Source organism: Tardiphaga sp. 841_E9_N1_2 (assembly GCF_051811065.1).
Lineage (GTDB): Bacteria > Pseudomonadota > Alphaproteobacteria > Rhizobiales > Xanthobacteraceae > Tardiphaga > Tardiphaga robiniae.
Map to the genome: position 1 here is coordinate 4,870,341 of NZ_JBPWQC010000001.1, position 25,281 is coordinate 4,895,621.

The 25,281-nt window shown below is 58.6% G+C and carries 26 protein-coding genes and 1 tRNA gene; 18 read left to right on the forward strand and 9 right to left on the reverse strand.

What is annotated here, in order from left to right; all coding sequences use genetic code 11:
- Positions 1-128 precede the first annotated feature (128 nt).
- Together AB8A50_RS23355 and AB8A50_RS23360 are read left to right on the forward strand one after the other, a co-directional pair.
- Positions 129-1,181: a hypothetical protein gene (locus tag AB8A50_RS23355; protein WP_439079039.1), complete on the forward strand. Its 1,053-nt coding sequence runs from the start codon at positions 129-131 to the stop codon at positions 1,179-1,181.
- 129 nt (positions 1,182-1,310) lie between these two features.
- Positions 1,311-2,756 carry an MATE family efflux transporter gene (locus AB8A50_RS23360; RefSeq protein WP_439079040.1) on the forward strand — a complete coding sequence of 482 codons (1,446 nt, stop codon included), beginning with the start codon at positions 1,311-1,313 and terminating at the stop codon, positions 2,754-2,756.
- 7 nt (positions 2,757-2,763) lie between these two features.
- Here the strand turns inward: AB8A50_RS23360 and AB8A50_RS23365 are convergent, their stop codons facing one another.
- From AB8A50_RS23365 to AB8A50_RS23380, 4 genes are read right to left on the reverse strand one after another with little or no spacing between them, the layout of a single operon-like run.
- Entirely contained in the window at positions 2,764-3,291 is a 528-nt protein-coding gene (locus tag AB8A50_RS23365; protein WP_439079041.1) for a hypothetical protein, read from the reverse strand.
- Entirely contained in the window at positions 3,288-3,689 is a 402-nt protein-coding gene (locus AB8A50_RS23370; RefSeq protein WP_439079042.1) for an SRPBCC family protein, read from the reverse strand. Before AB8A50_RS23370 ends, AB8A50_RS23365 begins: the two co-directional genes overlap by 4 nt.
- A 35-nt stretch (positions 3,690-3,724) precedes the next feature.
- A complete protein-coding gene (locus tag AB8A50_RS23375; RefSeq protein ID WP_439079043.1) occupies positions 3,725-4,567 on the reverse strand; it encodes a helix-turn-helix domain-containing protein in 843 nt (280 codons plus the stop codon).
- 9 nt (positions 4,568-4,576) lie between these two features.
- Positions 4,577-5,155, reverse strand: coding sequence for a methylated-DNA--[protein]-cysteine S-methyltransferase (locus tag AB8A50_RS23380; RefSeq protein WP_439079045.1), 579 nt, complete (start codon positions 5,153-5,155; stop codon positions 4,577-4,579).
- Between the two features lie 165 nt (positions 5,156-5,320).
- Between AB8A50_RS23380 and AB8A50_RS23385 the strand changes: the two genes are divergently transcribed.
- The 3 genes from AB8A50_RS23385 (at position 5,321) to AB8A50_RS23395 (ending at position 7,397) form a co-directional block, all read left to right on the forward strand.
- Positions 5,321-5,394: transfer RNA gene (locus AB8A50_RS23385), tRNA-Gly, on the forward strand.
- Positions 5,395-5,504: 110 nt separating this feature from the next.
- Positions 5,505-6,512, forward strand: a complete 1,008-nt coding sequence (gene corA, locus AB8A50_RS23390; protein ID WP_439079046.1) for a magnesium/cobalt transporter CorA — start codon at positions 5,505-5,507, stop codon at positions 6,510-6,512.
- A gap of 198 nt (positions 6,513-6,710) precedes the next feature.
- Positions 6,711-7,397 (forward strand): endonuclease NucS domain-containing protein, encoded by a 687-nt coding sequence (locus tag AB8A50_RS23395; protein WP_439079047.1) that lies wholly within the window; start codon positions 6,711-6,713, stop codon positions 7,395-7,397.
- An 86-nt stretch (positions 7,398-7,483) separates the two neighbouring features.
- Here AB8A50_RS23395 and AB8A50_RS23400 read toward each other — a convergent pair whose 3' ends face one another.
- The gene (locus tag AB8A50_RS23400) at positions 7,484-9,154 is read right to left on the reverse strand and encodes an FAD-binding dehydrogenase (protein WP_439079048.1); all 1,671 of its coding nucleotides are present in this window, start codon (positions 9,152-9,154) and stop codon (positions 7,484-7,486) included.
- Positions 9,155-9,410: 256 nt separating this feature from the next.
- Between AB8A50_RS23400 and AB8A50_RS23405 the strand changes: the two genes are divergently transcribed.
- The 3 genes from AB8A50_RS23405 (at position 9,411) to AB8A50_RS23415 (ending at position 10,900) form a co-directional block, all read left to right on the forward strand.
- Positions 9,411-9,869, forward strand: a complete 459-nt coding sequence (locus tag AB8A50_RS23405; RefSeq protein ID WP_089266785.1) for a hypothetical protein — start codon at positions 9,411-9,413, stop codon at positions 9,867-9,869.
- Between the two features lie 242 nt (positions 9,870-10,111).
- Complete coding sequence (locus AB8A50_RS23410; RefSeq protein ID WP_439079049.1) at positions 10,112-10,273, forward strand: hypothetical protein; 162 nt, start codon at positions 10,112-10,114, stop codon at positions 10,271-10,273.
- 33 nt (positions 10,274-10,306) lie between these two features.
- Positions 10,307-10,900 carry an SCO family protein gene (locus AB8A50_RS23415; protein ID WP_089266787.1) on the forward strand — a complete coding sequence of 198 codons (594 nt, stop codon included), beginning with the start codon at positions 10,307-10,309 and terminating at the stop codon, positions 10,898-10,900.
- Here AB8A50_RS23415 and AB8A50_RS23420 read toward each other — a convergent pair.
- Entirely contained in the window at positions 10,891-11,343 is a 453-nt protein-coding gene (locus tag AB8A50_RS23420; RefSeq protein ID WP_439079050.1) for a hypothetical protein, read from the reverse strand. The two genes, AB8A50_RS23415 and AB8A50_RS23420, sit on opposite strands and share 10 nt — an antisense overlap.
- A gap of 172 nt (positions 11,344-11,515) precedes the next feature.
- Here AB8A50_RS23420 and AB8A50_RS23425 point away from each other — a divergent pair, with 172 nt between their 5' ends.
- The 3 genes from AB8A50_RS23425 (at position 11,516) to AB8A50_RS23435 (ending at position 14,416) form a co-directional block, all read left to right on the forward strand.
- Positions 11,516-12,781: a tyrosine-type recombinase/integrase gene (locus AB8A50_RS23425; RefSeq protein WP_439079051.1), complete on the forward strand. Its 1,266-nt coding sequence runs from the start codon at positions 11,516-11,518 to the stop codon at positions 12,779-12,781.
- 232 nt (positions 12,782-13,013) lie between these two features.
- Positions 13,014-13,202, forward strand: coding sequence for a hypothetical protein (locus tag AB8A50_RS23430; RefSeq protein WP_439079052.1), 189 nt, complete (start codon positions 13,014-13,016; stop codon positions 13,200-13,202).
- Positions 13,203-13,270: 68 nt separating this feature from the next.
- Complete coding sequence (locus tag AB8A50_RS23435) at positions 13,271-14,416, forward strand: hypothetical protein (protein ID WP_439079053.1); 1,146 nt, start codon at positions 13,271-13,273, stop codon at positions 14,414-14,416.
- 2 nt (positions 14,417-14,418) lie between these two features.
- Here AB8A50_RS23435 and AB8A50_RS23440 read toward each other — a convergent pair whose 3' ends face one another.
- A complete protein-coding gene (locus AB8A50_RS23440) occupies positions 14,419-15,456 on the reverse strand; it encodes a hypothetical protein (RefSeq protein ID WP_439079054.1) in 1,038 nt (345 codons plus the stop codon).
- A 61-nt stretch (positions 15,457-15,517) separates the two neighbouring features.
- Entirely contained in the window at positions 15,518-16,642 is a 1,125-nt protein-coding gene (locus AB8A50_RS23445) for a hypothetical protein (protein ID WP_439079055.1), read from the reverse strand.
- 1,121 nt (positions 16,643-17,763) lie between these two features.
- Between AB8A50_RS23445 and AB8A50_RS23450 the strand changes: the two genes are divergently transcribed.
- From AB8A50_RS23450 to AB8A50_RS23480, 7 genes are all read left to right on the forward strand, one after another.
- A complete protein-coding gene (locus AB8A50_RS23450; protein ID WP_439079056.1) occupies positions 17,764-19,104 on the forward strand; it encodes a chromosomal replication initiator DnaA in 1,341 nt (446 codons plus the stop codon).
- 184 nt (positions 19,105-19,288) lie between these two features.
- On the forward strand, positions 19,289-20,551 hold the full coding sequence (dcm, locus tag AB8A50_RS23455; protein ID WP_439079057.1) for a DNA (cytosine-5-)-methyltransferase: 1,263 nt from the start codon (positions 19,289-19,291) through the stop codon (positions 20,549-20,551).
- On the forward strand, positions 20,551-21,006 hold the full coding sequence (locus AB8A50_RS23460; protein WP_439079059.1) for a very short patch repair endonuclease: 456 nt from the start codon (positions 20,551-20,553) through the stop codon (positions 21,004-21,006). The genes dcm and AB8A50_RS23460 overlap by 1 nt, the downstream gene beginning before the upstream one ends.
- Positions 21,003-22,238 carry a type II restriction endonuclease gene (locus AB8A50_RS23465; RefSeq protein WP_439079060.1) on the forward strand — a complete coding sequence of 412 codons (1,236 nt, stop codon included), beginning with the start codon at positions 21,003-21,005 and terminating at the stop codon, positions 22,236-22,238. Before AB8A50_RS23460 ends, AB8A50_RS23465 begins: the two co-directional genes overlap by 4 nt.
- 69 nt (positions 22,239-22,307) lie before the next feature.
- Entirely contained in the window at positions 22,308-23,192 is an 885-nt protein-coding gene (locus tag AB8A50_RS23470; protein ID WP_439079061.1) for a hypothetical protein, read from the forward strand.
- Between the two features lie 99 nt (positions 23,193-23,291).
- The gene (locus AB8A50_RS23475) at positions 23,292-23,684 is read left to right on the forward strand and encodes a recombinase family protein (RefSeq protein WP_439079062.1); all 393 of its coding nucleotides are present in this window, start codon (positions 23,292-23,294) and stop codon (positions 23,682-23,684) included.
- Positions 23,681-24,550, forward strand: a complete 870-nt coding sequence (locus tag AB8A50_RS23480) for a restriction endonuclease (RefSeq protein ID WP_439079063.1) — start codon at positions 23,681-23,683, stop codon at positions 24,548-24,550. The genes AB8A50_RS23475 and AB8A50_RS23480 overlap by 4 nt, the downstream gene beginning before the upstream one ends.
- On the opposite strand, the gene AB8A50_RS23485 is transcribed toward AB8A50_RS23480, so the two are convergent.
- Positions 24,551-25,267, reverse strand: a complete 717-nt coding sequence (locus AB8A50_RS23485; RefSeq protein ID WP_439079064.1) for a dCTP deaminase domain-containing protein — start codon at positions 25,265-25,267, stop codon at positions 24,551-24,553.
- Positions 25,268-25,281 lie beyond the last annotated feature (14 nt).

Consider the following 25,281-nt stretch of genomic DNA (forward strand, 5'->3'; position numbering starts at 1 on the left):
GGAATGTCCTTGTGGCTGAGAACATAAAATGCGCGCGATGCAGGAACGTTCGGCCTCCCTGCATGAATTTCATGTGAAGCCGGAGTGATGCGCGGCTATGGTCCTTCCCAATAATCAGGGAAGAAACGATGACCGGACCGACAAATACGAGCGACGAAGCCACCTGGACGCGCTGGCGTAGCGTCGCAGATCTTTATCACGCCTATTTCACCGGCCTGATTCTGACCACGGTCACGCGCCGCGGCACGGCAGACGCCGCCGAGTTCATGTTTCGGATATTCCGCCGGCAGCAGCAGGAGCGCTTTCTGCCGGGACTCGTGAAGCTCGGTCTGTCCGGCCTGCCACCCGCGGTCGCTGCGGCCCAGTATCACTATCTCTCGAACTGGATCGGCGGCGTGTCAGTCGAGTACATGTATGAGAGTGACCGCAAGGCCTGGATCCGCTATCCGCCGCCGCGCTGGATCTGGCGCGGCACGGCAATCTGCGGCGTGCCCGGCGAAGTCTCCCGCGCGATGCTGCGCGGCTGGCACGCCAACAACGGCGTCTCGCTCGGCAATCCCCGCATGGGTTTCGTTTGCACCAAGCAGAGCGTCGATGGCCAGGATGGGCTCGAAGGCTATTACTGCGAATACGACCATGATTTGGATATCGATCAGCGTCTGGTGTTCGCGCGCCATTTGGAAGCGCCGCTGTTCGATTCCGCGAAGGCACCCGCGCTGCCGGTGGATAGCTGGCCAAAAGCCCGGCTGGAAAAGGCCTATCGCAACTACGCCATGGAATATGTACGGACCGCAGCGCCGGTGGCGGTTCAACTGTTCGGCCCGGTCGATGCGGGCTATCTGCTGCATCTGACCGGCAAGCTGATCGGCATGCAGTATTTCGACGAGGTCTCCGCAGGCTTCGGCTTGCAGCGCGGCGACGCCAGGGCCTTTGCGGAATTCCTCGGCGTTCTGTTCGCAGCGCAGGACGACATCGTGGAGATCAGCAAGTCCGAGGGCCAGTTCGAAATCCGGCAGCAGAGCTGGAAACTGATGGATGGCGTCGCCGACAACAATGCCGCCTGCGCGAGGGCTCTGCAGGGGCTGGTCGAGGGCCTGGCGGCAGGCTGCGGTCGCAACATACCCGTCACCATGACGCCAACGCGGGGGAGTGCGCTGCCGTTCATCTGGTCGATCGGCTAACGCTGACGCTGCCTGATACTGCAGTGCAAATCGAACATCCCCCATGCGTGTGCCGCGCATGGCATTGTCCGCGATCGGTGCTAGGAACGAGGTGTCCGGCAAGCAAGACGGGAAGCTCAGGGAGAATGCATGTCCGACGCTGTCGTCGCCGAACCCCGATTGGTCGATGCCGACAAGCAGCCGCTTCCGAGCCTGAAGGCGCCGGCCAGAAATCCCCTGCTGGATCATCCCATTCTGCCGACCATTCTGCGGCTGGCCTGGCCCAATGTCATCGCGCTGACGGCAGGCGCCGTCGTCGTTATTTTCGAGACCACCTATGTCGGCCGGCTCGGTACCGAAGCATTGGCGGCGATGGCGTTGGTGTTTCCATTCGTGATGCTGACCATGACCATGTCCGGTGGCGCCATGGGCGGTGGCGTGTCCTCGGCTATCGCGCGCGCGCTCGGCGCCGGCGACCGCGCGCGCGCCGATACGCTGGCGGGCCATGCGCTGCTGATCGCTATCTGCTTCGGCCTCACCTTCACGGTCGGCATGCTGACCTTCGGCTCCATGCTGCTGCAACTGCTTGGTGGCCGCGGCAATGTGCTGAGCCAGGCGCAGGGCTACATCACCGTCTTCTTCGCTGGTGGCGTGATCCCGTGGCTGCTGAATACCTTCGCGGCGATCCTGCGCGGCACCGGCAACATGAAGATGCCCTCCGCCATGCAGATGGCGGGGGCCGCCTTGCAGGTGGTTCTCGGTGGCGTGCTGGGCCTCGGATTCGGCCCGATCCCGCAATTCGGCATGCCCGGCGTCGCGGCGGGCACGCTGACTGCATTCACGATCGGCACAGGCGTCATGGGCTGGTATGTCTTTTCCGGTCGTGCGCGAGTCCGGCCTCAGATCAAGGGCTTTCGCATTCAGCGCGGAATGTTCTTCGATATTCTGAAAGTGGGTGCCATCGCCTGTTTCAATCCGCTACAGGGCGTTCTGACTCTCCTGATTTTCACCCATATGCTGGCGCAATACGGCACCGCGGTGCTGGCCGGCTATGGCATCGGTGCGCGGCTCGAATTCATGCTGAGCACGCTGGCTTTCGCGGTGGGTATCGCTTCGGTGCCGATCGTCGGCATGGCAATCGGCGCTGGCCGCATCGCGCGTGCGCGCCGCGTGACCTGGACTGGCAGCGTGATCGCCTTCGGTGTTGTCGGCCTGCTCGGCACACTGATCGCGATTTTCCCCGATGCCTGGGTCAATCTGTTCACCAATGATGCCGGTGTGCGCGCAGCAAGCCGGACCTATCTGGCCACCTGTGCGCCAATGTATGCCTTTCTGGGGTTGTCCACGGTGGCCTATTTTGCCTCGCAGGGCGCCGCCAAGGTGCTGGGCCCGGTGCTGGCGCAAACCGCGCGGCTGGTCTTCGTCAGCGTTGGAGGCTGGTGGCTGCTGTCTATCGGTGCCTCGGCCACAAGCTTTTTCTGGCTCGCGGCGGCGTCCATGGTGCTGCTCGGCGTGCTGTCGGCACTCAGCGTGCTGCTGACGTCGTGGGGACCGAAGGCTGGCCCTGTGCCCGAGATCCGGCCGGAGCTCGTCTGAGCAGTTTCTAGCCGACGCGCGTCGCAGTAAATTCCACATCGCGCCGCCACGTCGCGCCGTCGTCATGCGAGGTCTCGCCGCGCCACAGGAACGAGCCCGGCGTGATCTGCGAGAAGCTCCAGCGGATCGGGCGTCCGTCATTGTCGCGGCCGAGCTGGACGATGTCGTTGCCCTGTTTGCGGCCGGTCATGGTGAGAAAATTCTGCATCACCGGATCGGTCCACTGGATCTGCCACGCATCGATACGTGGGTCGTAGATCCGCAGCGTGCTTCCATACGAGTAGGCATTCGCTGCGGCGTCGCCGTCGCGCAAACGGCCGCGCGGCGGCACAATCCAGACATCCTGGATGGCACGGCCTTCCAGCACCCAGCCGAAATGCCATTCGCCCTTGCGCCGGCGCTCTCCGCCGTCCGGCATATACCTGACCACATCGAGCTCCCAGGCGCCGATCAGCCAGCCATAGAGATCCATCTGGCCGATGCGATCCGGGGCAGGACCGTCCGCTGCGAGCGCATCGAGAAACGATGCAGTCATCGCGCGGCTTTCCCGAACTGGGTCTGCATCGCCGCCAGGCCCAGATCCATCTGCTCGCTCATGTAAGGCGCGATCTCATTCGGTAGCACGTCGGCCGTCCAGACGAACCGGCAGCGCGCAGGTCCATCGGTAAACACCTGCGCCGATGCGCTGTGCTGGGTGATGCGCTCGTTGACGATGGCATAGACGAGACGTTTCCGGTCGTGATCGCAGGTGACCAGTCTTTCGCGTGCGACGGATCCGTTGGCGAACGTCACGATGCGTGCGTCGCCGTCCAGCTTTGTGTCGGTGACGAACCCCGGCACCAGCCTTGTATGCAACGCGCCGAAGTCGGCCAGTGCGGACCAGACATCGTCTGCCGATGCGCCGAGGAAAATCTCGTTGTGAATCGATGCCATGCTGTGCCTCCCGGTTGATCAGGACGGCAGACTACTCAGTGCACGGCCAGCCGTTCTTGGAAAATCTTGCGGTCGCCGCGGGAAGCCTGTCGAAATGCGCGGGGCGAGACGCCGGCAGCGCGATGGAAGCTGCGCACGAAATTCGAGAGATCGCCGAAGCCGACATCGAAGGCGATGTCGGTGATGGCGCGGTCTTTCTCGACCAGCAGGTTTGCAGCCCGCCGCAGCCGCGCGCGCACCAGATACTGGTGCGGTGTCACGCCCAGCACATTCCTGAACAGACGCAGGAAATGAAACGGACTCAATCCGGCCTGACGAGCGGCCGCATCGAGATCAATCTCCTCGCTGGCATGAGCGTCGATCCACAGTGCGGCCTCGACCGCGCGCCGGCGATCCCGTGCATTGCCGTTCACACGCCTGCGCGGCTCGCCCGACACGACGTCGACAAAACGCGCCGCAAAGGCATGACCGATCTCATCGAGCCCGAGATCGCTGTGCGCCCCTGCGCTGGCCTGCGCGAGCTCGCCCAGCACCATCAATTCGGCGCGTGGCGCGATGGCGCCCTGCTGCCAGATGTCCCTGGCGTCGCCGACGGTGTCGATCAGCTCAAGCGCGAAGGAGAATGAAAGGCACTCGTCGCCAGAGCCATGATGCTCGTGATGGCAGGTATATTCGTCGCCGGGGTGCCCGATCAGCAGCGCGCCAGCGATGAGTTCGTGCGATTGCCCGCGGCAGCGACAGCCGAAACTGCCCTTGCGAACATAGGAGAGCGAATGGCCGGCGTGCTGTTCGGAAAACGGCTGGTCGTCCGGACCCGCCGTACAGCGATAGTCCGTGACGGTGATAGCGTTGCTCTGGAACAGTGTTGTTGCCTGCATGGGCTGAATTTAGCCCCGCGGGCGCGGCGGGGCAACCGACAGCAGGGCATCGAACAGGGTGGTCGTCCGGCCCGCCAGCGCGCCCTCGATCGAGAGCAGCCGCGACTTGGTGATGATGCCGCCATTGCCGGCAAAGCCGCTGGTCTGGCCCGCAACGGCCAGTGCGCGGTGGCATGGCACGAGGATCGCAAACGGATTGCGCGTGACGGCCTGGCCGACCGAATAGACCGCGCCGCTGGCGCCGAGCTTTGCTGCGATCTCCGCATGGGTGCGGGTTTCGCCACGCGGGATCATCCGAATGGCCTCATAGACGCGGCAATTGAACAGCGGCAGGCCATGCATGTCGACGGGGATATCGCCGAGGTCGACGGCTTGGCCGCGCAGCAGCGCAACGATGCCCTCGATGGCGTAGTCGACATCGGCCGGCGGCCGGAATTCGCGCGCATCGGGAAATTGCTGCAGCAGGCGGCGCCGGGTCTCGATCTCGCGCGCTTCCGGCAACTGCACGCCAACAATACCGGCATCGCCCCATGCGATACCGCATCGGCCCACCGACGTGTCGAAGGTTGTGTATCCGTGCCCAGCCATCCCGAAGGCGATGTTAGCAAGCGAATTGAAACCGTCATCTGGAATCTTTGAGCGGTGACCTTTCGGAGGTCGCGGCCGGGTGTGCGGCGCAAGGAACTGTAACCGGCTGCCATCAATCCGCTTGGCGGATCGGCCGGTCTCGGCTAGATCAGATGGCGCGACGATGCGGGCGTAGTTCAATGGTAGAACGGCAGCTTCCCAAGCTGCATACGAGGGTTCGATTCCCTCCGTCCGCTCCAGCCCCCTCATTCATTCCAGATGATCGGTGCCGCATGGCGATTGAACGGTTTGGCATTCCCGCCGTTCTTCAAAGGCGCCCGTTGCTGTTCGCACAACACAAGGTTCTTGCATGACGTTTCCCCTCTCAGCTGCAACCGCCGGCAATGTCCCCGGCGTTGTCGCCTCCAGCGTCTATGCCAATGGCCGCCGTGTTGCGGATATCCCCGTCGAGGAGGCGGGCGTCTGGGCGCAGAAGCCGGGCCATGTCGTCTGGATCGGACTGTTTGAACCGTCCCTTGAACTGCTCGAGAAACTGCGCGCGCAATTCGATCTGCATCCGCTCGCCATCGAGGACGCGCTGAAGTCGCATCAGCACCCCAAGGTCGAGCAATATGGCGAGGCGCTCTTCATCGTCGCGCGAACGGCGCAACTGGTCGATCAGACTGTTGCTTTCGGCGAGACGCATATCTTCTTGGGTAAAGGCTATGTCGTGTCCGTGCGCCATGGTGCCTCGACCTCCTATGCGGCGGTCCGCGAGCGGTGCGAGGCTTGCCCGACAAACCTGACGCACGGCGAAGACTACATCCTCTACGCAATTCTCGATTTCATCGTCGACAACTATCGTCCTGTCATCGAATCCATCCTGTCCGAGATCGACGAGCTCGAGGATGGCGTCCTGCATCGCATGCTGACGCGGGCCGAATTCGAGCGGCTCTACAAGCTGCGCCGCGAGCTGTTGCGCCTTCGTCGCGCGGTCGGACCGCTGGTCGATGTCTGTCACCGCCTCGAACATATCGATATCCTGTTCATCGACGATGACATGAAGCCGCTGTTCCGCGACGTGCTGGATCACGTCAAACGCGCGGAAGAAGATATCGATTCGCTGCGCGAAGTGCTGGCCTTTGCCTTTGAAGCCAGCCTGATGTCAGGGCAGTCGCAGCAAACCGAAATTACCCGCAGGCTTGCGGCCTGGGCGGCGATCCTGGCGGTGCCGACGGCGATTGCCGGAATCTACGGCATGAATTTCGAACACATGCCGGAGCTGAAATGGGCTTACGGCTATTACGTCGTGCTGGGCGGCATCGCCGCGATCTGCGGTTACCTGTATACCCGCTTCAAGCGCAACGGATGGCTGTGATCGACGAGATGATCACCCCACCGCCTTCGCAGCCGCGCGGCCCGCCATCCGACCATTTACATTTTCGCAGACTTTTCGGCGCTAGTTGGTCGAATTCCGGCCGAACTACTGTGGCGACTGGCTTTGAGGTCGACTAGGCTCGTTCACAATATGGCCGTCGACGCGTTAGGAACGTGAGACGCAGGGGGAGCAGGAAGCATGACATATCGCAGAGATGAGTTCAAAAGTTATCTAGCTGCGAGTGGTCTCTCTACTGGCGCGATCAATACTTATGTTTCATATGTCAATCGTTGCGATCCTCTCATCGAGGGATTGGACGAAGCTCTCCAAAAAGATGGCGTCGATAAGATGTTAGCTTGGCTTGCAAAGGAGACGCGCGCTCCGTTCGATACTTACCCGTCACAAGCACGAACGAGTGTAAATAAGTACATACAGTTTTTCTTAGCTAAGGAAGCGCCGGTTGATCCGAAGGAAGAGGACCTGGTTCAAGATGAGGCGAATGCCAACGCTGCTGGATTGGCATTTAGGCTTGAGAAAGAAATGCACGCCGCGGTTCGTAAGCAGTTGGCAAATATCGAGTCTGGATTGATAGAGGATGATGGCGGAAAGGAAGTTAGTGTCGCAACCGGATACATCGATATTGTCGCGCGGGACACTCAACGAAAGCTTGTAGTAATTGAACTCAAGGCCGGTAAATGTCCGCCCGGTGCCATGGAGCAGGCTTTAGGTTACGCGCAGGCATTGTCCGATGAGCGCGGTGAGGACGTGAGAGTGCTTTTAATTGCTGCCGAATTCCCAGATCGCATAAAGGCTGCGGCAAAACGAACGGTAGGACTTAAGCTGCTCAACTACGAATTTTCACTGAAATTTAGAGAAACGAGCTAGTTGGGTTTCGAGAGCCTGAAGCTCCTTTTGGGAGCTAGTTCACACGAACTTGCCATATGTGGTTTTTGTCGACTCCGTGTTGCAGCTCATTTGTGCTTCTTACCCACCGCCTTCGCCGCCGATCGTCCCGCCGTTCTTCCCGTAAACAAACAGCCGCCGAGAAACGTGCCTTCCAGCGAGCGATAGCCGTGCATGCCGCCGCCGCCGAAGCCCGCGGCTTCGCCGACAGCATAGAGCCCCGGCATGATCTGGCCGTTGCTGCCAAATACGCGCGAGTCCAGGTCAGTCTCGAAACCGCCCAGCGTCTTGCGCGTCAGGATGTTGAGCCGCACGGCGATCAGCGGGCCCTGCGCGGGATCGAGAATGCGATGCGGCTTCGCGGTGCGGATCAGGCGGTCACCGATATATTTGCGCGCATTGTGGATGTTCATCACCTGCGCATCCTTGACGTAGGGATTGGCCATGGTGCGGTCACGCGCCTCGATCTGCATGCGGATCTCATCGAGCTTCAGCAGATTGTCGCCGGTCAGTGCATTCATTGCGCTGACGAGGTCGTCGAGATTGTCGCGCACCACGAAGTCGATGCCGTGATCCTTGAAGGCTTCAACCGGCGCCGGCGCGCCCTTGTTGGTGGCGCGGCGTGCGGTCATCAGCCAGCTCTTGCCGGTGAGATCCGGGTTCTGCTCGGAGCCGGAGAGGGCAAACTCTTTCTTGATGATCGCCTGCGTCAGCACGAACCATGAGTAATCATAGCCGGTGGACTGGATATATTGCAGTTGGCCGAGCGTATCGGAGCCCGGAAACAGCGGCGCTGGCAGCCGCTTGCCGGTGGCGTCGAACCACATCGACGAGGGGCCCGGCAGAATGCGTATGCCGTGTTTCGGCCAGATCGGATTCCAGTTCTCGATGCCCTCGACATAATGCCACATGCGGTCGCGATTGATCAGCCGCGCACCGGCGGCTTCCGTGATGCCCATCATGCGGCCGTCGACATGGGCGGGCACGCCGGAGATCATGCGCGTCGGCGGTTCGCCGAGGCGCTTCGGCCAGTTCTGCCGCACCAGATCATGATTGCCGCCGATACCGCCGGAGGCGACGATCACGGCTTGCGCACGCAGCGAGAAGTCGCCGATCACATTGCGCGAACTGCTTTCGCCGCGCTCGGTGTTGGCCGGTTCGAGGATCGCGCCGCTGACGCCGTCGACAGTTCCGTTGGTGACGCTGAGCGCATCGACGCGGTGGCGGAACCTGAAGCTCAGCAGGCCCTTCTTCTGTGCCTCGCGCGCACGCCGCTCGAACGGCTCGACGATGCCGGGGCCAGTGCCCCAGGTGACATGAAAGCGCGGAACCGAATTGCCGTGGCCCATCGCGTCATAGCCGCCGCGCTCGGCCCAGCCGACCACGGGAAACACGCGGTGACCCATAGCGCGCAGCCAGTCGCGTTTCTCGCCGGCGGCGAAAGCGACATAGGCTTCGGCCCAGCGCCGTGGCCAGAGGTCCTCATCGCGATCGAAGCCGGCCGTGCCATGCCAGTCCTGCATCGCAAGGTCATAAGAGTCTTTGATGCCAAGGCGCCGCTGTTCCGGCGAGTCGACGAAGAACAAACCGCCGAACGACCAGAACGCCTGGCCGCCGAGATTCTGCTCGCCTTCCTGATCGACCACGACAACGCGCTTGTCGGCGTCGGCAATTTCCGTAGCCGCGACAAGGCCCGCGAGTCCGCCGCCGACGACGATGACATCCGCATCAACGGCCATACTGTTTCCCCCATTTTGTTAATGGAGATTGAAGTCGGCGCGGGAACTTTGGTCAACGGAAATTGCGCGCGAAGGGCGGCGCTGTTTCAGATTGATACCGCGAGGGAACGAGGTGCATCCCGCGCGCAACACTCGATTTGAATCGCATTGGAAGCGTCATGCTCGTCTGGACAAAGCCACGATCTGGCAACACGCTGATCATGCCCTGCATCACCAGGGCGCTCAGATTCGGGATCGACAGGTTTTGGGGCTGGACATGAAGTTCGTTACGGGTTTGCTGGCGGCGGTCTTGCTGTTCGCGGGCGTCGGGGCAAGTCACGCGGTGGTTCGCATCGCGGATGATCGTGGCGGACGGATCGGAACCTATGTCGACAGATATCAGGGATTGCGCACTTCCGGCGAAACCGTGATCATCGATGGCCTGTGCGCCTCGGCCTGCACGATCGTGCTCGGCGCGGTTCCGCGTGACCGGATCTGCGTCACCTCCAATGCCAATCTCGGCTTTCATGCGGCCTGGGACATGGGCGCCAATGGTCGCGCGGTGACCAACCCGGAAGCCACCCAGATGTTGTATTCGATGTATCCGACGCAGATCCGGCGCTGGATCTCCAAACGCGGCGGACTGAAGACGCAGATGATCTTCCTGCGCGGTCGCCAGCTGATGGGCATGTACAAGCCCTGTTACATGGATGCTCACGCCTCCAGCGCGCGCTAGAGCGTTTTCGAGCGAAGTGGATGCCGGTTCGCGTCAAGAAGACGCGTCAGAACAAAAAGCTAAAGGCCGATCTGGGTTTTATTCCATCAGCATGACGTGATGCCCTGCGGCGCCGGGAGCGCTTGCCCGCGCCGTCATCTCAGCCTATCTGGAACCTGGATGGCGGACTCTTGAATGATCTCGGGCCTTCGCCGTTCTGAGATCGTCTGATGGTGCAGCCTTTATTGACGCCTGAGAGCCCGATGCCCGCGTCCGAGCCGCCGTCACGGCTTGCGTCGGTCATTGTCGCATCGGCCGCGGCATTCGTGGCGCTCCTTCTGGTGGGTGCAATCGGGCTGTGGGCACATTACGGCACGGCCGTATTTTTCGAGATGATCAAGACCGGCATCGCCGCCTGCATGTGATCGGCTGCCAAAGGGCAATTCAGGGAACATTCCATGACTGATCGAACCACCCGGCCGCTGGTCATTATTGCTGCCTTTGCCGGCAGCCTCGCGGCGGGATTGCTGGTCGTGCTGTGGCTGACGGGCGGTTTCCGCAATGTCGCCGCACCGGCCTCGATCGGCGGTCCGTTCCAGCTCACCGATCAGTCCGGCCAGACCGTCACCGAGCAGAGCCTGAAGGGCAAGCCGACGCTGGTCTTCTTCGGCTTCACCCATTGCCCGGACATCTGCCCGACCTCGCTGTTCGAAATGTCGGAAGTGCTGCGCGCGATGGGCAAGGACGCCGATCGTATCAATACCTATTTCGTCTCGGTCGATCCCGAGCGCGATACGGCACCGATCATGAAGGAATATCTGTCGAGCTTCGATCCGCATCTGAAGGGTTTGACCGGTACGCCTGATGCGGTGGCGAAGGTGATTTCCGGCTACCGCGTCTATGCCAAGAAGGTGCCGACCAAGGACGGTGACTATACGATGGATCACACCGCGCTGATCTATCTGATGGACCGCGACGGCAATTTCGTCGCGCCGTTCAACCTCAAGCGCAAGCCGGAAGAAGCGGCCACGGATCTCAAGCGCTATCTCTGAGGTCGCCTGCGGTTCGATGCCATCGTGCCGGTCCGATGCACGAGACCGTGCTCGGTCTTTTCCCAGTGATGGCGCCGGGTCCAGAATTGCCACAGCGCGCGCCAGGTCGCGATCGAGAGACATCCCCAATAAATCGGCGTCAGGGCCAGGATCCAGCCGTCGCGCAGACGGCCGCGGCGCATCAGGCCGGTGAGGCCCAGGACGCAGGTCGCGATGAAGCCGCAGGCGATGGCCAGCACGTGCAGTGACGACAGCCGGTCGCCAAGCAGCAGGGTGCTATCGGCAAGCAGCAGGCAGGCGATAAGTTTGACGACCAGCACCGTAAAAGCCAGCGACGTCAGGATATTGCCGCCGAAGACGATGTTGAGTGCGAGGAATCCCCGCGCACCGGCTTCGTCCCACAGTTTTCGGGGATCGCGCATATGCACGGCCCAGGTCTGCATCCATCCTTTTAAGTATCGTCCATGGGCGTCCACTGAAATCTGCCGGCGTCCAAATTTGCATAGTAAAAACAATGGCTTATTATTCCGTTGTTGATTGCCGCCGTCCCGATTCGTTCGCGCTGAACCGGCGAATTTGTTGCGATGGTGTTGCGATGGATAGAAGGGTGCCTCTATGAAAATCGGATCGGACGGCGGTCCACGTCGGTTTGTGCTGACCCATCGTGCTGTTGAAGCGATGAAGCCCGGCTCGGAAGCATATCGGGTTTCGGACATTCGTTGCCCAGGCTTGGGTATTCGTGTTGCCGTCTCGGGTGGAAAAAGTTGGGAGGCAGTTTATAGGATCAGAGGGACATCAACCGTAAAGCGTAAGGCTCTCGGATCATTCCCATCTGTTACTCTGGACGATGCCCGAGCTCGCGCCGCTGCTCTTACCAGCGCAGCGCAAATGGGAAAGGACCTGCTCGAACAAGAGGCCCAAGCGAGAGCAGAGCTCGCCTGCCGCACTACTGTGGGAAACCTTATTGACGAGTACGTCCGCAGGGCTTGCGGCAAACTGCGAACACAACACGAAATCAGTCTGCGATTGAAGCGTGCTTTGTCGAGTTTGACTGAACTGCCAGCGGAGGAGATCAAACGGCGAGATCTTCGCCGGCTTCTGGATGCGGTGTCAGATCGCGGAGCGCCCCGTGAGGCCGAGAAGCAGCGGCAATCGATCGGGGCGATGTTTAACTGGGCCACGTCGCAAGATATCGTGTCGAGCAGCCCGATCCGGGGTCTCAAGGCTTACAGCTCGGGGGAGGCCCGAGATCGCATCCTATCTCCTGAAGAGATCAGGGATTTCTGGAAGTGGCTCGACTCCTCAGACCTTACGGACGACATGGCCGATGCTCTTCGACTGCAGCTTTGTCTCGGTGCTCGCATTGGCGAGACAGCTGGTATGAGAGCCGAGGAGCTAAATCAAATGAGCTGGCAATGGACCCTCCCTGCCGCTCGATCCAAAAATAAGAAGCCGCGCGTCACCCCTATCGTCGGGATTGCGCGGAAGATCCTAAGCGAACGCTTGCGGATTGTGAACGCAGGTCCACTTTTTATCAACGAAACCGGCGCGGCGCTTCGTTCTAACGACGTCGGTTCGGCGATCGTAACGAGGCGTAAGCGGATCCCGCTCGATCATTTTGTTTCTCATGATATGCGCAGGACAGTGGCGACCCAACTTATTGAGATTGGAATCAATTACGACATTGTCGCCGCTGTTCTGGGTCATGAGCCCGGGGAAAGAAATACTCGAACATTGGTAAAGCACTACGTCCGATCCGATCTCATTCCTCAAAAGATTGTTGCTTTGGAAGCTTGGGATGATCGGTTAGCCGGGATCATTGATAATCGGTATCGGCAAAATAACGTTTTCACACTGGCGCAAATACTGCGTGTGGCATGATTCATACCAAGCTCAAGGCCGATACCCAGCTGAGCGGGGCTCTCCGCCATTAAATTTAACAAGCGGGTGTATTCATTGTGATAATATTTGCGGCGAGTATCTAGTCCTCAAGCGCCTCCCAAGGGCGCGGATCATGTTATCGCTTCGAGATTCAACTGCATCAAGGAGCCGACGAGGAATGACCCAACCAAGACGTCCTTCAATCATCCCAATGGGGTCTTGGCCTCGCCGCATGCGTGCAGATTTGGCCGCAGGCTACGTCGGCGAAAAGACAGTGGAGGATTTCTTGAAGCGCGTGGGAAAAGAATATCCTTTTCCTCGAGTGCAAGAAGGTCGCCGACAACTTTGGCTGATTGACGATCTCGACAAAGCGATCCTCTCCGAGAATGACAGTAGATTTGACGGACGCGCAGAGTTCTGAGGACGCGATTGAGGCATCTCAACTGCCGACAAAACCGTCTATCCACCCCGACACGGCAGCCTCCTCCCATGAGCATCTTCGACGATATCCCTCGGGACGATCTAGAACCGCCCCTGCCGGACGAGACCCAATTCGCCTACCTCAATCGGTCGGCACGGCCCGAGGCGGCGCGGGTCCGGGAAAAGGTGGACGCATGGTTTGCGGCGTATCCCGAGACGCACCGCGGCGCTTTGGTGAGCCGTTTCCGGTCGACGATTGATGATCAGCACCACAGCGCGTTCTTTGAGCTATTCCTCTATCACTTTCTATTGGCGCGAGGGTGCAAGATCGTTGCGATCGAGCCCAAGCTCGAACACACCGATAAGTCCCCGGACTTTCTCGTCGAGAATGCGAAAGGTGAGCGCTTCTATGTGGAGGCCGTGCAAGCCAGTGGATTATCCAATCTGGAGGTTGCCGCCAAAGCGCGCCTCAACACGGCCCTGTCCGCCATCGACAGCACACCGTCACCCCAGCACTTTCTGGACCTCAAGGTCACAGGTCGTCCGACAAAGCCCCTTTCGATCAAAAAACTGAAAGGCGCACTCAAATCGTGGATAGCTTCGTTGCCACCAGACGAAACTGCGCGGCAGGCGGCCCCGTTCGTCTGGGAAGAGCATGGCGCAAAGATCCAGCTGACGGCTTGGGTCCGATCCAAGGTTGATGAAAACGGACGAGCGCTTGGTGTCCGGCGGTCTCCCGTCATGCGCATCGATCCCAGCCAGGAGGTCCGTCCTGCCCTCAAGAAAAAGGCGTCTCGCTACGGAAAACTAGACTATCCCTATCTTGTCGCACTCAACGGACTTTCAACGCATCATCGGGAGTCCGCCGTGACCGATGCGCTGTTCGGCACGCCATATGTCGAGATGTCCAAAGGCCCGAACGGCGAAGAAATCGTAAAGCACGTAAATCGACCAGATGGGATCTGGTACGGACCGCCGAACGGCCAACCGCAAAATACGCGTCTGAGCGGCGTGCTTGCGTTAATGAAGATTGATCCTTGGAATTTTGCTGCCAAGACGGGCCTGCTCATTCCAAATCCATGGGCCGAAAAGCCGCTTCTAGACATTGGCCTCGGCACGGCTGAATGGACCGTTGTCGACGGTGAATTCGAGCGCAAGGACGGAAAGCGGATGCATGAATTGGTCGGGCTCCCGGCCAATTGGCCCGAGGAGTAACCTCAGGGCTTCAAGATCAAATCGCAGTTGGCCAGGTCCTCAAACACGAAATCGAACTGGCTCTTGTCAGCTCCGTTCTCTATGCCCGACTGCACCTGCTTCACAACGCCGGGCGCAGCGATAATTCCTGCGTTGGATGAGGTTCCGCCTGCGTGTTTTCCTCCCAGAAGGAAAGGCCGCAGGTAGTGCAGGGCGAAGATCGGCGACCACACATACTGCTTCAGCCCCGTATGCATGTAGATATTCGACCACTGGTAGATACGATCGATATGTTCGAACGGAACGGCGAAGGTGATGTTCTGCTTGTGAAGAGCGACAACCTGAATGATTTCGGACAACGCGAGGGGAACGATCGAGCCGGCCTTGTTGAGTTTTGCCGTGACGCCAAACCCACGCCGGAGGCGCAACTCAATCGCCATCCTCAGCTGATTGACGGAGGTGTCCGAATGATTGTCGCTGAAGGCGAATGGCGAGCAGTTACCGTAGATGACCTGTAGAGCCGAATGGTAGGTCGGCGTTGCGTGCTCTAGGCGATTTTTGCCGATCCCGAACACCCCCTGTAGACCCTGCTTGAACGTCGCCCAATCGTCCAGCAGGACGATGGTGTCGAGAAACAGCTTCCGCGAGAGGCCAACCAGGTTGCGGTAGAAAATGTCCGGATTTCTGGTCGGATAGGGTTTGCCCGGCTGGAAAATGCGATCCAATTCCTGCAGCGCGATGATAGCGTTCGCGATGTAATATTGATCCCAAGCAGTCTTACCGGGATATTCATTGATGTTCTTGGGGTAGCCCTGCTCGACCAGAGCACCATCCTTGCGGTTTCCGATCTTCAGGCCGGTTTCGTGCTCAAAGGCCGCTTGGAGCTCAGCACGGCCGCCACCGGCGAACCAAGTGTGGGTCGCTTGGAGGACGACTCCATCAGGGTCTTTGTTAGCTAGGATCGCTGCGTTCAGGTTCCTGCGATATTGATTGAAAGGCATTGTTGAGCGTCTCTTTGCGCGTTTGAGCTTCGCATCATCTTCGAATAAGGCGTTGGGCATCAGCCAGCTCCGGCGCTGCCGCTCCGGGGAGGGGTATCAACAAGTTCGATCACGAACCTGTTTAGCCCTTTTTAGGCCACTCGAACTCTAACTTGCCAGCCCAGGAACCGCGAACCATCGAGTAGATGCTGGCGCCTCGTTTGAACTTGAGGGCCGGTCCGTCGCCTCCATTTGTATAGTCCACCCGGAAATAGAGGCTGTTGAGCTCGTGGGTGAAGTACCGATTGAACTTGTCGGCGTTCTCGGGCGTGATGAACAGTGCCAAGTCCTGCAACCGAGCCTTGAACTTTACGATGCTGTCTTCAACGCTCTGGAGAATGACCACGGCGGCGTGCCGCTGCTTGTCCGTCATGGCGCAGATGAAGTCCAAGGGCTCTTGGCCATAGGAGTTCGACGCTACCGAAACCAGAGATCGGTGAATGGTCTCAAGCTCCTTGGCCGGGTTGTAATCCTTATGGACGGCGATCTGTCCGGAAAAGGTGCCAAAGGTATGGTCGCGAGTTTCGACCCCGTCCTTGCCCCGACCCTTGAAACCTGCCGGACCGAAGTAGTCGTCGTTCTTCTCCCGGGATTCGTCCCGCAAGATCTCGGTGAGCGTTAGCTGGCCACCATGATGCTGCTTCATCCTGCGAAGCTGTTCGTGCACTTGCGGGAGAGTATTGCGGACCCTGCGATAAGTTCTGACCGCATCGTGCGCGATGGGCTTGAGCATCTCTAGGATTTCCAGCTTTTGACCGACCAGCGGCAGGGCATCGAGCAAGTAATCCTCCTCGAAGCGCTTCTTCTCGCGCCGCTTCCATTCCTTCTGGGCCTCGGCCAACACATCGTCATCGGCGCAGCAGTTACCGATGAAGGCGCAGCACTGGAGGTCGGGAAACCACACCAGCGACCCGGTCAGGAAACGGTTCGGCGTACACATCGGGCAGGGGCAGCTGTCGCCCTCGGGGCGCTTTTTGCCATCCACCGTGATCAGGTGCCGCAGCACATTGAACCGGGAGTGCTTGGAGATTTGGTTTCGGAAGAGGGAATCGATGAGCTCCGGCTGAGCGGTCTCTTTGATCCGCGTCACCGTCTCGTCGATCCAAATGCCGGACGGCCTATCTCGAAATGGCCGCCAAGGAAGTGGTCGCTGGCCTGAACTCTTACGCTTTACGGTACTGGAAACGGCACGGTTGCCATTGTCCATCCAAAGCTCCTTATGAGAACGAACCCAGAAGACTCATTTTGTTCTTTTGGTTAGGAGCCCACAGGCCTCGGTTGTGCGATTCGCAAATCGCTATCCAGAAATATACAGGAGCTAGCAGCCGGGAGTCGTTTAGTTTGTCGTTAATACCGTATGTAGTGGAAATGGGGACAAGTCGGGTCATTCGATGCGGCAAGACAAGGGTGCGGCCCTTCCTCAATGGCGCGATCTGCAGTTCGAATAGTACGAGCTCGTCGACTAGACGCGGTTGATCGAGGTTAAGCGGGTCCTTTGGCAATGAGCGATACTTGCGGGCCGCGGGCAGGCTATCATCCACGGTCAGCTCCATGTCACCTTAAGGGTCATGCTGCGCCTGCTCGATGTGCGGCCGGAGGTCGAGCAAGGTCTGGCCCAGCCGGCGAGACGGCGATCTGAAAAGCGGGACGTGCCGGGCGACCGGGCCATCAGCGTATATTACTAGAAGATGTCCGGCTGACCAAGTCGCGACTCGCTGTATAGGAAAACAAACCTTTTATTTTCTCCGAAATCTGATAGGAATATTTGTCGGCGTTGCGTGCCTCTGCTTTCTAGCTGGCCTGAAGAGTTTTCCGCCATCTCGGACGATCTTTGGTCCCACTTAAGCAATGGCCAATGGCAGAAATGACTATCGATGGTGGCAGACTTCTCTGATTTTTGGATCGGACCATTGTCCGGCTGGCTGAGGTGACCGATTGGCAAGGAGAATTTGCCTTTTTCAAAGCGGGCTGCGGGATTTGAGGCAATGCGGAAACTACCCTTGATACGGCCCGGCTTGGGCGAGTTGCTCGACTATGTACCGCTGCTGGTGAAGGCCTACGGCAAGTGGCCCAGCTATGTGTACCTCGCGTGATGTCGTTATGGACGCCCTTAGTGGCTGCAGCGGTCTCTTGGTTAGCGTGGCGGGGAGGGCACTAAAGGCGCAACCTTGGTTGGCTTGTCAACTAGGGGTTGATTGCCTAGCATTCGCGCATCTCAAGTCGTCATGACGAGGCGGTATGCCGAAGCTAATAAATCCAAGGGTTTTTAGTCAGCAGTTTGGAATTCCGCCCAGTTCTTTAGATGCAGAGGGTCTGTTAGACCCAGTGTTGAACGCTGACACCAAACTGTTCGTCGATCCACTTCTTTTCAAGAACAGCGCTCATCCCACCCTTTCAGGTGCGGGTGTCCAGGCATTTGAGAAGCGAATGTCCGACATCATCGAATTGCTGGCAGAGTCGAAGGCGCTTGATGATGCTCCTTGGAAGGCCGCGATGAGGCTCCTGGCGCTTCATGAACGCGGTGAGACCTGTCTTGGATATGGGGGAACGGGAACATCGGGACGGGACCGGCCCGACAGTTTAAAGCGTCAAATCCTCACGACGGCCAAGCAAATCGTCGACGTCGGAGTCAGGAACCCGGAGTTGATCATTTTGATGGGCATGTTCGAGGTCGGTGTTGGCCCTGACACCATCTCCGATCTCACGACGAATTCGGTTCTCCGTGTTCTTGAGCAGATCACCAAAGATTTTTGCTCGCGGCATTCAGTTCCGTTGAGAAAGTTCAATCTTGAGTTCGAGGAATACGAGTTGCCCGAGAATGTCACTCGACCGGGTACAGGAATTTTCCTCGTGCCAAAGGACGTGCTGAGGGAGCTGCCAGTTGCTACAGATTGGTCGGATATTGACCGGGTCGTGTCGTTCAATTCGACACTCCGGCATATGGTCAATCAAATGATCGGAAACATAACTAAAGCGACCGTTACACAGAAAAAGTCTGCGTTGAAGCGCATTGCTCTCGGAGACCCTCTTAATTTCCAGACGCTTGTTCGCGATTTGCTGGCTAATGATCCGACAGGCTACGACTTCGAGAAGGACAGGAAGGGTTTTGAGGCGCTTCGCCAAGCTCTACTTACGGCCGCGCAGCAATTTCCCCTTGTCATCGTACGACCTTCGTCTCCGACACTTCGCGAGCTCTTGCGCGTCGTCCGCGAAATTACGATGCAGTTCAAGCAGCTGATCGAGAACAACAACCTCTCGCATCTTTTGTGGGAAGGCACGAAGCCGCGGTCTGAAAAGTCAAGCCAGCTGGTGTATTTTGGCGTAGCTGATTCTTACTGCAAGTCTAACAACCTAGACATATCCCCAGAAGTCCACTCTGGAGGTGGACCGGTGGATTTCAAGTTCTCCACCGGCTACGCGCTTCGGGTCCTTGTTGAACTTAAATTGTCGACCGGTGACATTGTGCATGGATACGAAACGCAACTTGATATCTACAAGGCCGCTGCACAAACAGAAGAAGGCGTTTTTCTCATCATCGACGTTGGAGGTATGGGCTACAAGTTGGCGCGCATTCAAACCATTCAGCAAGACCAGATCACCACTGGAAATAAGTCGAGCGAGATTGTTGTGGTCGACGCGATGAGGAAGCCATCAGCTAGCAAGCGGTAGATTTCTCAGTGAGTGTGCTTGCTAGCGGTACTCGTCGCATGTCCATTGCGCGGTAAGATTTAGCGCCTAACCGGGGGGCTCGTCGGAGAGGCCGCGTTGTTGAGGGTAACCGGCAGCCCTGATTGCGGGGAGGGACAACGGGTGCCAGGGTGTCAAAAATCGACACAAGGGTGATTCGGCCGCCATGGCACTGACTAGAAAAAAGAAGCTGATAGAGTTCAAAAGGTTGCGGGAGCTTGCCGGGCTTACGATCCTTGAAACGTCTGGCCTACTCAAGGTGGAGCCGGGATCGGTCTACCGGTACGAACGCGGCGAAAGCCGGCCGTCCAGGCTCGCGATGGATACGCTCCGCCAGGCGGCCGAACGACGGTTGGTGGCAGAGCACGTTCCCACCGGTTTCCGCTTCGTCGATCTCTTCGCCGGCATTGGCGGTCTGCGCCTGGGTTTCCAGGGCATCGGCGGGCGCTGCGTATTTACGTCGGAATGGGACAAGAAATGTAACGAGACTTACGCGTTGAATTTTCCCGACAATCACCCGATTGAAGGCGATATTCGTGAATTCTCGTCCAATCCCGAGAAAGTGCCCGAGCATGACGTGCTGCTGGCCGGGTTTCCATGCCAACCCTTCTCGATCGCAGGTGTTTCAAAGAAGAATGCCCTGGGCCGTCCGCACGGCTTCCTCTGCGACACCCAGGGGACACTGTTTTTCGACACCGCGCAGATTATCGCCCATCATAAGCCCGCAGTTTTTGTTCTTGAGAACGTCAAGAACCTTGAGCGGCATGATCAGGGCCGCACCTTCGCGACCATTATGAACGTGCTCCAGAATGAGCTGGGCTATCACGTCCAGACCCGGGTTATTGGGTCACAGTCCTGGGTACCGCAGAAGCGCGAGCGCATTTTCATTGTCGGCTTCCGTAACCCGACCAAGTTCGTGCTCAAGGACCTGAAAGTACCCGACCCTTCACGCGGGCCGAAGCTTGGCGATATCCTGCTCCCACCCGATGAGGTCGATGCAAAATACACGCTCACACCGAACCTCTGGAAATATCTCCAGGACTACAAGGCCAAGCACAACGCTGCCGGCAACGGTTTCGGTTTCGGCCTGTTTGGTCCGGATGATGTGACGCGCACGTTGTCAGCGCGGTACTACAAGGATGGTTCGGAAATCCTAGTCAAGCAGAAGGGTAAACGGCCGCGTAGACTCACACCGAAGGAGTGCGCGCGCCTCATGGGATTCGAGACCAAGGATCGCGAGTTCAAGATCCGCGTGTCCGACACCCAGGCCTACAAGCAGTTTGGCAACGCCGTTGTGGTGCCGGTCGTCGAATTCATTGCCCGTGCGCTCAAGCCCTACATTGAGGAAGCCTTGCAGGCCAATGCCCCGCAGAAGGAATTGACAGTACGCAAGATCACTAGGCCGCAGCGGCAGTCGGAAGCGGCCTAATGATTGATGTGGTGACGCCCGCCGTGCGCAGCCGCATGATGGCGGGCATCCGCGGCACCAATACAAAACCCGAGCTGATGTTGCGCCACGCGCTTCACGCCCGTGGTTTTCGCTACCGGCTTCACGATCGCCGGCTGCCCGGCAAGCCAGATATTGTTTTTCCGCGATACGAGGCCGTCATTCACGCGCAGGGATGCTTTTGGCATGGCCACGACTGCCATTTGTTCAAATGGCCATCCAGCCGGCCGGAATTCTGGCGTGCGAAGATTGCGCGCAACCGAGAGGTTGATCAGCGCAACGAGGCTGCGCTGCAGGATCTTGGCTGGCGCCAGGCCGTCGTCTGGGAATGCGCGCTGAAGGGCAGCGCCCGCCTTGAGTTTTCCGAAGTCATTCGCCGTTGTGACACATGGCTCCAATCCCGGAAGCCGCGCCTAGAAATCCGGGGCACTTCATGACGGACTACAAACGCGGCATGCTCTCCGATCTCTTCGAGGCTGTGGTGGCTAAGAAGCTCACGCTCGTGGAGACCATCACGCCGAAGTCAAACCAGCATGAGATCCAAGGCACGCGCCCGTTGCGCCGCATGTTCGGCGATGACGACCGCAAGCAAATTCCCGCCAGGTTCGTCTGGCTGGGCGAGGAGCAGGACGGCTTTACCGAGGAAGGCTTTGTCAGTTGGTCCAATGTGCGCAAGGGTAAACCGCGGGCGCCTGAGTATCATCTTTATTATTCCGGCAACGGCGTCACCGAGGCGATGAAGCCGGGTGATGCGATGTTCCTGGCGCTGCGTCGTGACGGCTCTGCGATGATGATCATCGCGCCGGCCGAGAGCACGATTCAGAACCAGCTGGTCTGGCTGTTCGGCCTCAACCAGCAGCCCGACCTTCAGCTGACATTTCACGAGATTAGTGTCGATCATTCCGCCCAGCTCGACTTTGCCGCGCGCTATGTGCTGGACGAACTCGGAATCGAGCCGGGGGAGCCCGAGGTCGATATCTTCGATCCTCTCATCGCGAGGTTCGGGTCGAAATTTCCTACGACGCGGATATTCTCGGAATTTGCACGGCTCAGTCTGCCGGACGTTTCTGCGCTTGATGATCCGGACGCCGCGCTGTTTGCTTGGATGGAGCGCGAGGAATTGCTGTTCCGGCGACTCGAGCGCCATATCGTTGCAGACCGCATCTCTTCCGGGTTTGCCGGCGATGGCAGCGGCGCTGACGTTGACGGCTTCCTGTCATTCTCGCTGAGTGTGCAGCAGCGCCGTAAATCCCGCGTCGGGCACGCACTGGAAAACCATCTTGAGGCGTTATTCGCGGCGCATGGCGTTCGTTACGCGCGCGGTGCCGAAACCGAAAATCGCAACAAGCCTGACTTCATGTTTCCGGGGCAGGCTGAATACCGTGACGCCGCGTTTGTGCCGGGACGGCTCACGATGTTGGGCGCTAAGTCGACCTGCAAGGACCGGTGGCGACAGGTGCTGTCAGAAGCCCAACGGATACCTAACAAGCATCTCCTTACGCTTGAGCCCGGCATCTCGGAGAACCAGACGGACGAGATGCAGGCCAAGCAACTGCAACTGGTGCTTCCGGCGCGCCTTCATGCGACCTATCGCGATAGCCAGCAGTCGTGGCTGTTCTCGGTTGAGGATTTTCTGGCAGTTGTGAAAGACCGGCAGGTCGCACGCTAGCCTGACATGCGTATCGAGACTCCACTCCCGGTTGAGAATCACCTACTGCATTCGGCCGGGGAGCGCAGAATGCATTGTTTACATCCACATTGTCCCACAGGGAACGGTGCAGAAAGCTGGGAAGAAGTCGTCGACCTGCCATTGCTGAAGGTTGGCAAGCTCGAAAAACTGATGCTTCTCGCAGCCCTCAATAAAGACTTCGGCCCATTGGCGTCGCCTGCGATCTCAAAGCCCGTTCCGACGGGGAACGCGGCTCTTGTGAGTCGCCTGCTCCGCCTGTGTCCCTGCTTGTTCAACCAGATCGAGCGACCGGCGAGTGCGGAAGCCATTGTGCACCTGTGCGAGATCTCGCTCCAAGCGGACATCACTGCGGCCAATGTTTACGCCGCGTTTCTCGTCCAGTATCCCAAGAAAGAGACATTCAAGTTTCCGCCTTTGATGGGATCGGTCATCGGCGGCACCGTCATGGAAATGCTCTGCAGCGAGGTGCTGCAGAACGAGCAAATCCCTCGTATGAGCCTAAACGACGAAGGTTGGCCAAGCTGGCAGTCGCAGGGGCATATGCTCCTCAATCAGGGCAAAATGCGCGAACTCCAGGCTCTGGGCGATATCCTCATCCCATGCGCCCCGACCAACCTGCTGATCTCGGTCAAGACCGAGGCAGCGCGGGAGCGCTTGCTGTATTCCGCCAACAGCATCGAAGGCATCGGGTTCGGGTTCTTCAGGGAGCCAGACGAGTTCTGGACCAAGAGCAGGATGCTGCTGTTCAAGCGCATGGGCTTTTCGGCGATTTACCTGCCGGACACGACGCATGCCGCAATCTTCGCAAAACTTAAGGAGCGGGAGCACGAGAATTTCGCGGTAAACCTCAACGGGACACTTCTGTACCGGCCTTTGCACATCTTTGGATCGGACATGCGGCGGGTTGCCGGGCGATCGAGCTTTGATCTCTGACACTCGCGAAGTTTATAGTTTTTCTCAACCGCAGGCCGGACAGGCTCGGAAAAAGTGCTTTTAACGGCCGCTGGCACGGCCGGCAAAGGTTGCACTCCCATGAGGCTCACCGATATCGAGCAACAGGCTACCCACATTGACCTGCTTGCGCGCTCGACCTTTGACCTTTTCGCGATCGTCAAGCGGAATGCCGACGCCGGCGCAGAATTCCGTTCTCTCGCCGAACGATGGGCCGATACCGGTACCAGTACCGGCCGTCTTATGCTGGCCGTGTTAGGAGGTTTGGTAGATGTTGAGTGGGATCTTGTCCGGACAAGGACTGCTGAGGGCCGGGCGCGTGCGAAGTTGCGTGACAAGCATATGGGCAGACCCTTAAAGCTCACCGTGGAGCAACGTCTTGGAGCGCTCGCAAGGCGTGAAGCCGGCGAGGCACCGGCAGAAATAGCCCGAAGCTACAACGTCGGCCGCATGACAATTACGAGGCTAAAGTGACGACGAACATACGGCCGATCGACATGTTGATCCTGGATAGCCTGTTCGAGATGAGCGGCGGGTACGTGCTGAACTTCTCGAACAAGACCTTCGCCGAGTTTTTTGCGGGCGAACTCAATATCGATATCGACCAGCCCGCCTATTCCCGGGATGGCACGTCAAAAGGCAGGCGACTGAAGTGCTTCTTGCAAAGTGTGAATAAAGAGACCGTTGTGCGGACGTTGAACGCGCTTTGGGAATATCGCGAGGCGATGCGGGCCAGGTTCGGCAACGAAGAAAAGGTGGTCAACGCGCACGGGCAGTTCCTGCAGGTTATTGACCGGATACGCGGCGTGGCTTCCCAAGAGCAGAAGAACGCCCCAGAACCGGCTACAAACCGTCCGGCAATCAAACAGCTTTCCGCTGATCTACTTACTCTGTCCGGTATGGCGTCGCAGGCGCGTGGCTACGAGTTCGAGAAATTCCTCAAGAGGTGCTTTGATCTGTTTGGAATGCGCGCCCGCGATGCATTCAGGCTGCAGGGGGAGCAGATTGACGGCAGCTTTCTTCTGGCCGATCAAACCTATCTACTGGAAGCAAAGTGGCACAATGCGCCAACAGGTGTGTCTGATCTTCACAATTTCCACGGCAAGGTTGAACAGAAGGCCGAATGGTCGCGGGGACTCTTCGTTAGTTACGCGGGCTTCACGTCGGATGGGATTTCTGCATTCGGCAAGCGCAAACGCATAATTTGCATGGATGGCCATGATATCTACGAGGCCTTGGACCGCGAAATTCCGCTCAGCCATGTGCTCGGCGAAAAAGTCCGCAGGGCCGCGGAGACCGGCGCGGTATTCAGCCGGGTCCGCGATCTCTTTCCGGTTTGACTACCAGAATTTCACCTTCTTGAAGACGTCGGCAAACCATAGCCATTTCGCAACGAGGAATGTCCAGAAGCCAGTCTCCAACAAATACCAGCTAACCACCACAATCATCAAGATCAGCGGTATCGATATCAACTTTCGTCCTGTGATCCCGGCCCAGAGAATGCTCCAGAATTTCTTGAAATAGTATTCGTCGTCAAACGCCGGAATGTTCATGAAGCTTGGCGAGAAATCAGCGTAGGACACATTCTCCAGCTGCCGAACGTATGCCGTTCGCTCTACATTCTCATCTTTAGGGTGGAAAGCTGACACATCCGCGTGGGGAAAAAAGGCGATCCGAAAAAACTTGTCTCCTATCCTTATTTCCCTCGGGCGATCCGAGAAGTTGATCAGCGCAGTGCTAATAGGGCCTTTGAAAAGCGGGTCGATAATGCCCACATTTAGCGCCAGAATGCCCTGCTTTGTGAACGTCGTGCGAAGCGTCGCAAAACCGCTTACATCGGCAGGCATGTTGAACTCTTCTTTCGATAAAACCCACACCATCTCCCTCGGTTCAAGGAAATACGGAGATATTTGCGGGTCTTTGCGCCGGGCTCGTATGGCTTTCTTGCCGATCGGTACGATTTCGCCGACCGTTAAATCAAACGTGCTATTCTTCAGGTTGGGCGTGCCGCCGCCCGTGACTAAACCACGCGTTATGATGCCGTTACCTACAATCATCGGAAACTGCCTTC

Excerpts from the sequence above, each read along its gene's own strand:
- AB8A50_RS23415 (WP_089266787.1), top strand. The coding sequence starts at position 10,307 with ATGACTGATCGAACCACCCGGCCGCTGGTCATTATTGCTGCCTTTGCC.
- corA (WP_439079046.1), top strand. The coding sequence starts at position 5,505 with ATGACGTTTCCCCTCTCAGCTGCAACCGCCGGCAATGTCCCCGGCGTT.
- AB8A50_RS23485 (WP_439079064.1), bottom strand. The coding sequence starts at position 25,267 with ATGATTGTAGGTAACGGCATCATAACGCGTGGTTTAGTCACGGGCGGC.
- AB8A50_RS23470 (WP_439079061.1), top strand. The coding sequence starts at position 22,308 with ATGCATTGTTTACATCCACATTGTCCCACAGGGAACGGTGCAGAAAGC.
- AB8A50_RS23445 (WP_439079055.1), bottom strand. The coding sequence starts at position 16,642 with ATGGACAATGGCAACCGTGCCGTTTCCAGTACCGTAAAGCGTAAGAGT.
- AB8A50_RS23425 (WP_439079051.1), top strand. The coding sequence starts at position 11,516 with ATGAAAATCGGATCGGACGGCGGTCCACGTCGGTTTGTGCTGACCCAT.
- AB8A50_RS23440 (WP_439079054.1), bottom strand. The coding sequence starts at position 15,456 with ATGCCCAACGCCTTATTCGAAGATGATGCGAAGCTCAAACGCGCAAAG.
- AB8A50_RS23465 (WP_439079060.1), top strand. The coding sequence starts at position 21,003 with ATGACGGACTACAAACGCGGCATGCTCTCCGATCTCTTCGAGGCTGTG.
- AB8A50_RS23400 (WP_439079048.1), bottom strand. The coding sequence starts at position 9,154 with ATGGCCGTTGATGCGGATGTCATCGTCGTCGGCGGCGGACTCGCGGGC.
- AB8A50_RS23410 (WP_439079049.1), top strand. The coding sequence starts at position 10,112 with ATGCCCGCGTCCGAGCCGCCGTCACGGCTTGCGTCGGTCATTGTCGCA.
- AB8A50_RS23430 (WP_439079052.1), top strand. The coding sequence starts at position 13,014 with ATGCGTGCAGATTTGGCCGCAGGCTACGTCGGCGAAAAGACAGTGGAG.
- AB8A50_RS23475 (WP_439079062.1), top strand. The coding sequence starts at position 23,292 with ATGAGGCTCACCGATATCGAGCAACAGGCTACCCACATTGACCTGCTT.
- AB8A50_RS23375 (WP_439079043.1), bottom strand. The coding sequence starts at position 4,567 with ATGCAGGCAACAACACTGTTCCAGAGCAACGCTATCACCGTCACGGAC.
- AB8A50_RS23460 (WP_439079059.1), top strand. The coding sequence starts at position 20,551 with ATGATTGATGTGGTGACGCCCGCCGTGCGCAGCCGCATGATGGCGGGC.
- AB8A50_RS23360 (WP_439079040.1), top strand. The coding sequence starts at position 1,311 with ATGTCCGACGCTGTCGTCGCCGAACCCCGATTGGTCGATGCCGACAAG.
- AB8A50_RS23365 (WP_439079041.1), bottom strand. The coding sequence starts at position 3,291 with ATGACTGCATCGTTTCTCGATGCGCTCGCAGCGGACGGTCCTGCCCCG.
- AB8A50_RS23380 (WP_439079045.1), bottom strand. The coding sequence starts at position 5,155 with ATGGCTGGGCACGGATACACAACCTTCGACACGTCGGTGGGCCGATGC.
- AB8A50_RS23395 (WP_439079047.1), top strand. The coding sequence starts at position 6,711 with ATGACATATCGCAGAGATGAGTTCAAAAGTTATCTAGCTGCGAGTGGT.
- AB8A50_RS23355 (WP_439079039.1), top strand. The coding sequence starts at position 129 with ATGACCGGACCGACAAATACGAGCGACGAAGCCACCTGGACGCGCTGG.
- dcm (WP_439079057.1), top strand. The coding sequence starts at position 19,289 with ATGGCACTGACTAGAAAAAAGAAGCTGATAGAGTTCAAAAGGTTGCGG.
- AB8A50_RS23405 (WP_089266785.1), top strand. The coding sequence starts at position 9,411 with ATGAAGTTCGTTACGGGTTTGCTGGCGGCGGTCTTGCTGTTCGCGGGC.
- AB8A50_RS23370 (WP_439079042.1), bottom strand. The coding sequence starts at position 3,689 with ATGGCATCGATTCACAACGAGATTTTCCTCGGCGCATCGGCAGACGAT.
- AB8A50_RS23435 (WP_439079053.1), top strand. The coding sequence starts at position 13,271 with ATGAGCATCTTCGACGATATCCCTCGGGACGATCTAGAACCGCCCCTG.
- AB8A50_RS23420 (WP_439079050.1), bottom strand. The coding sequence starts at position 11,343 with ATGCAGACCTGGGCCGTGCATATGCGCGATCCCCGAAAACTGTGGGAC.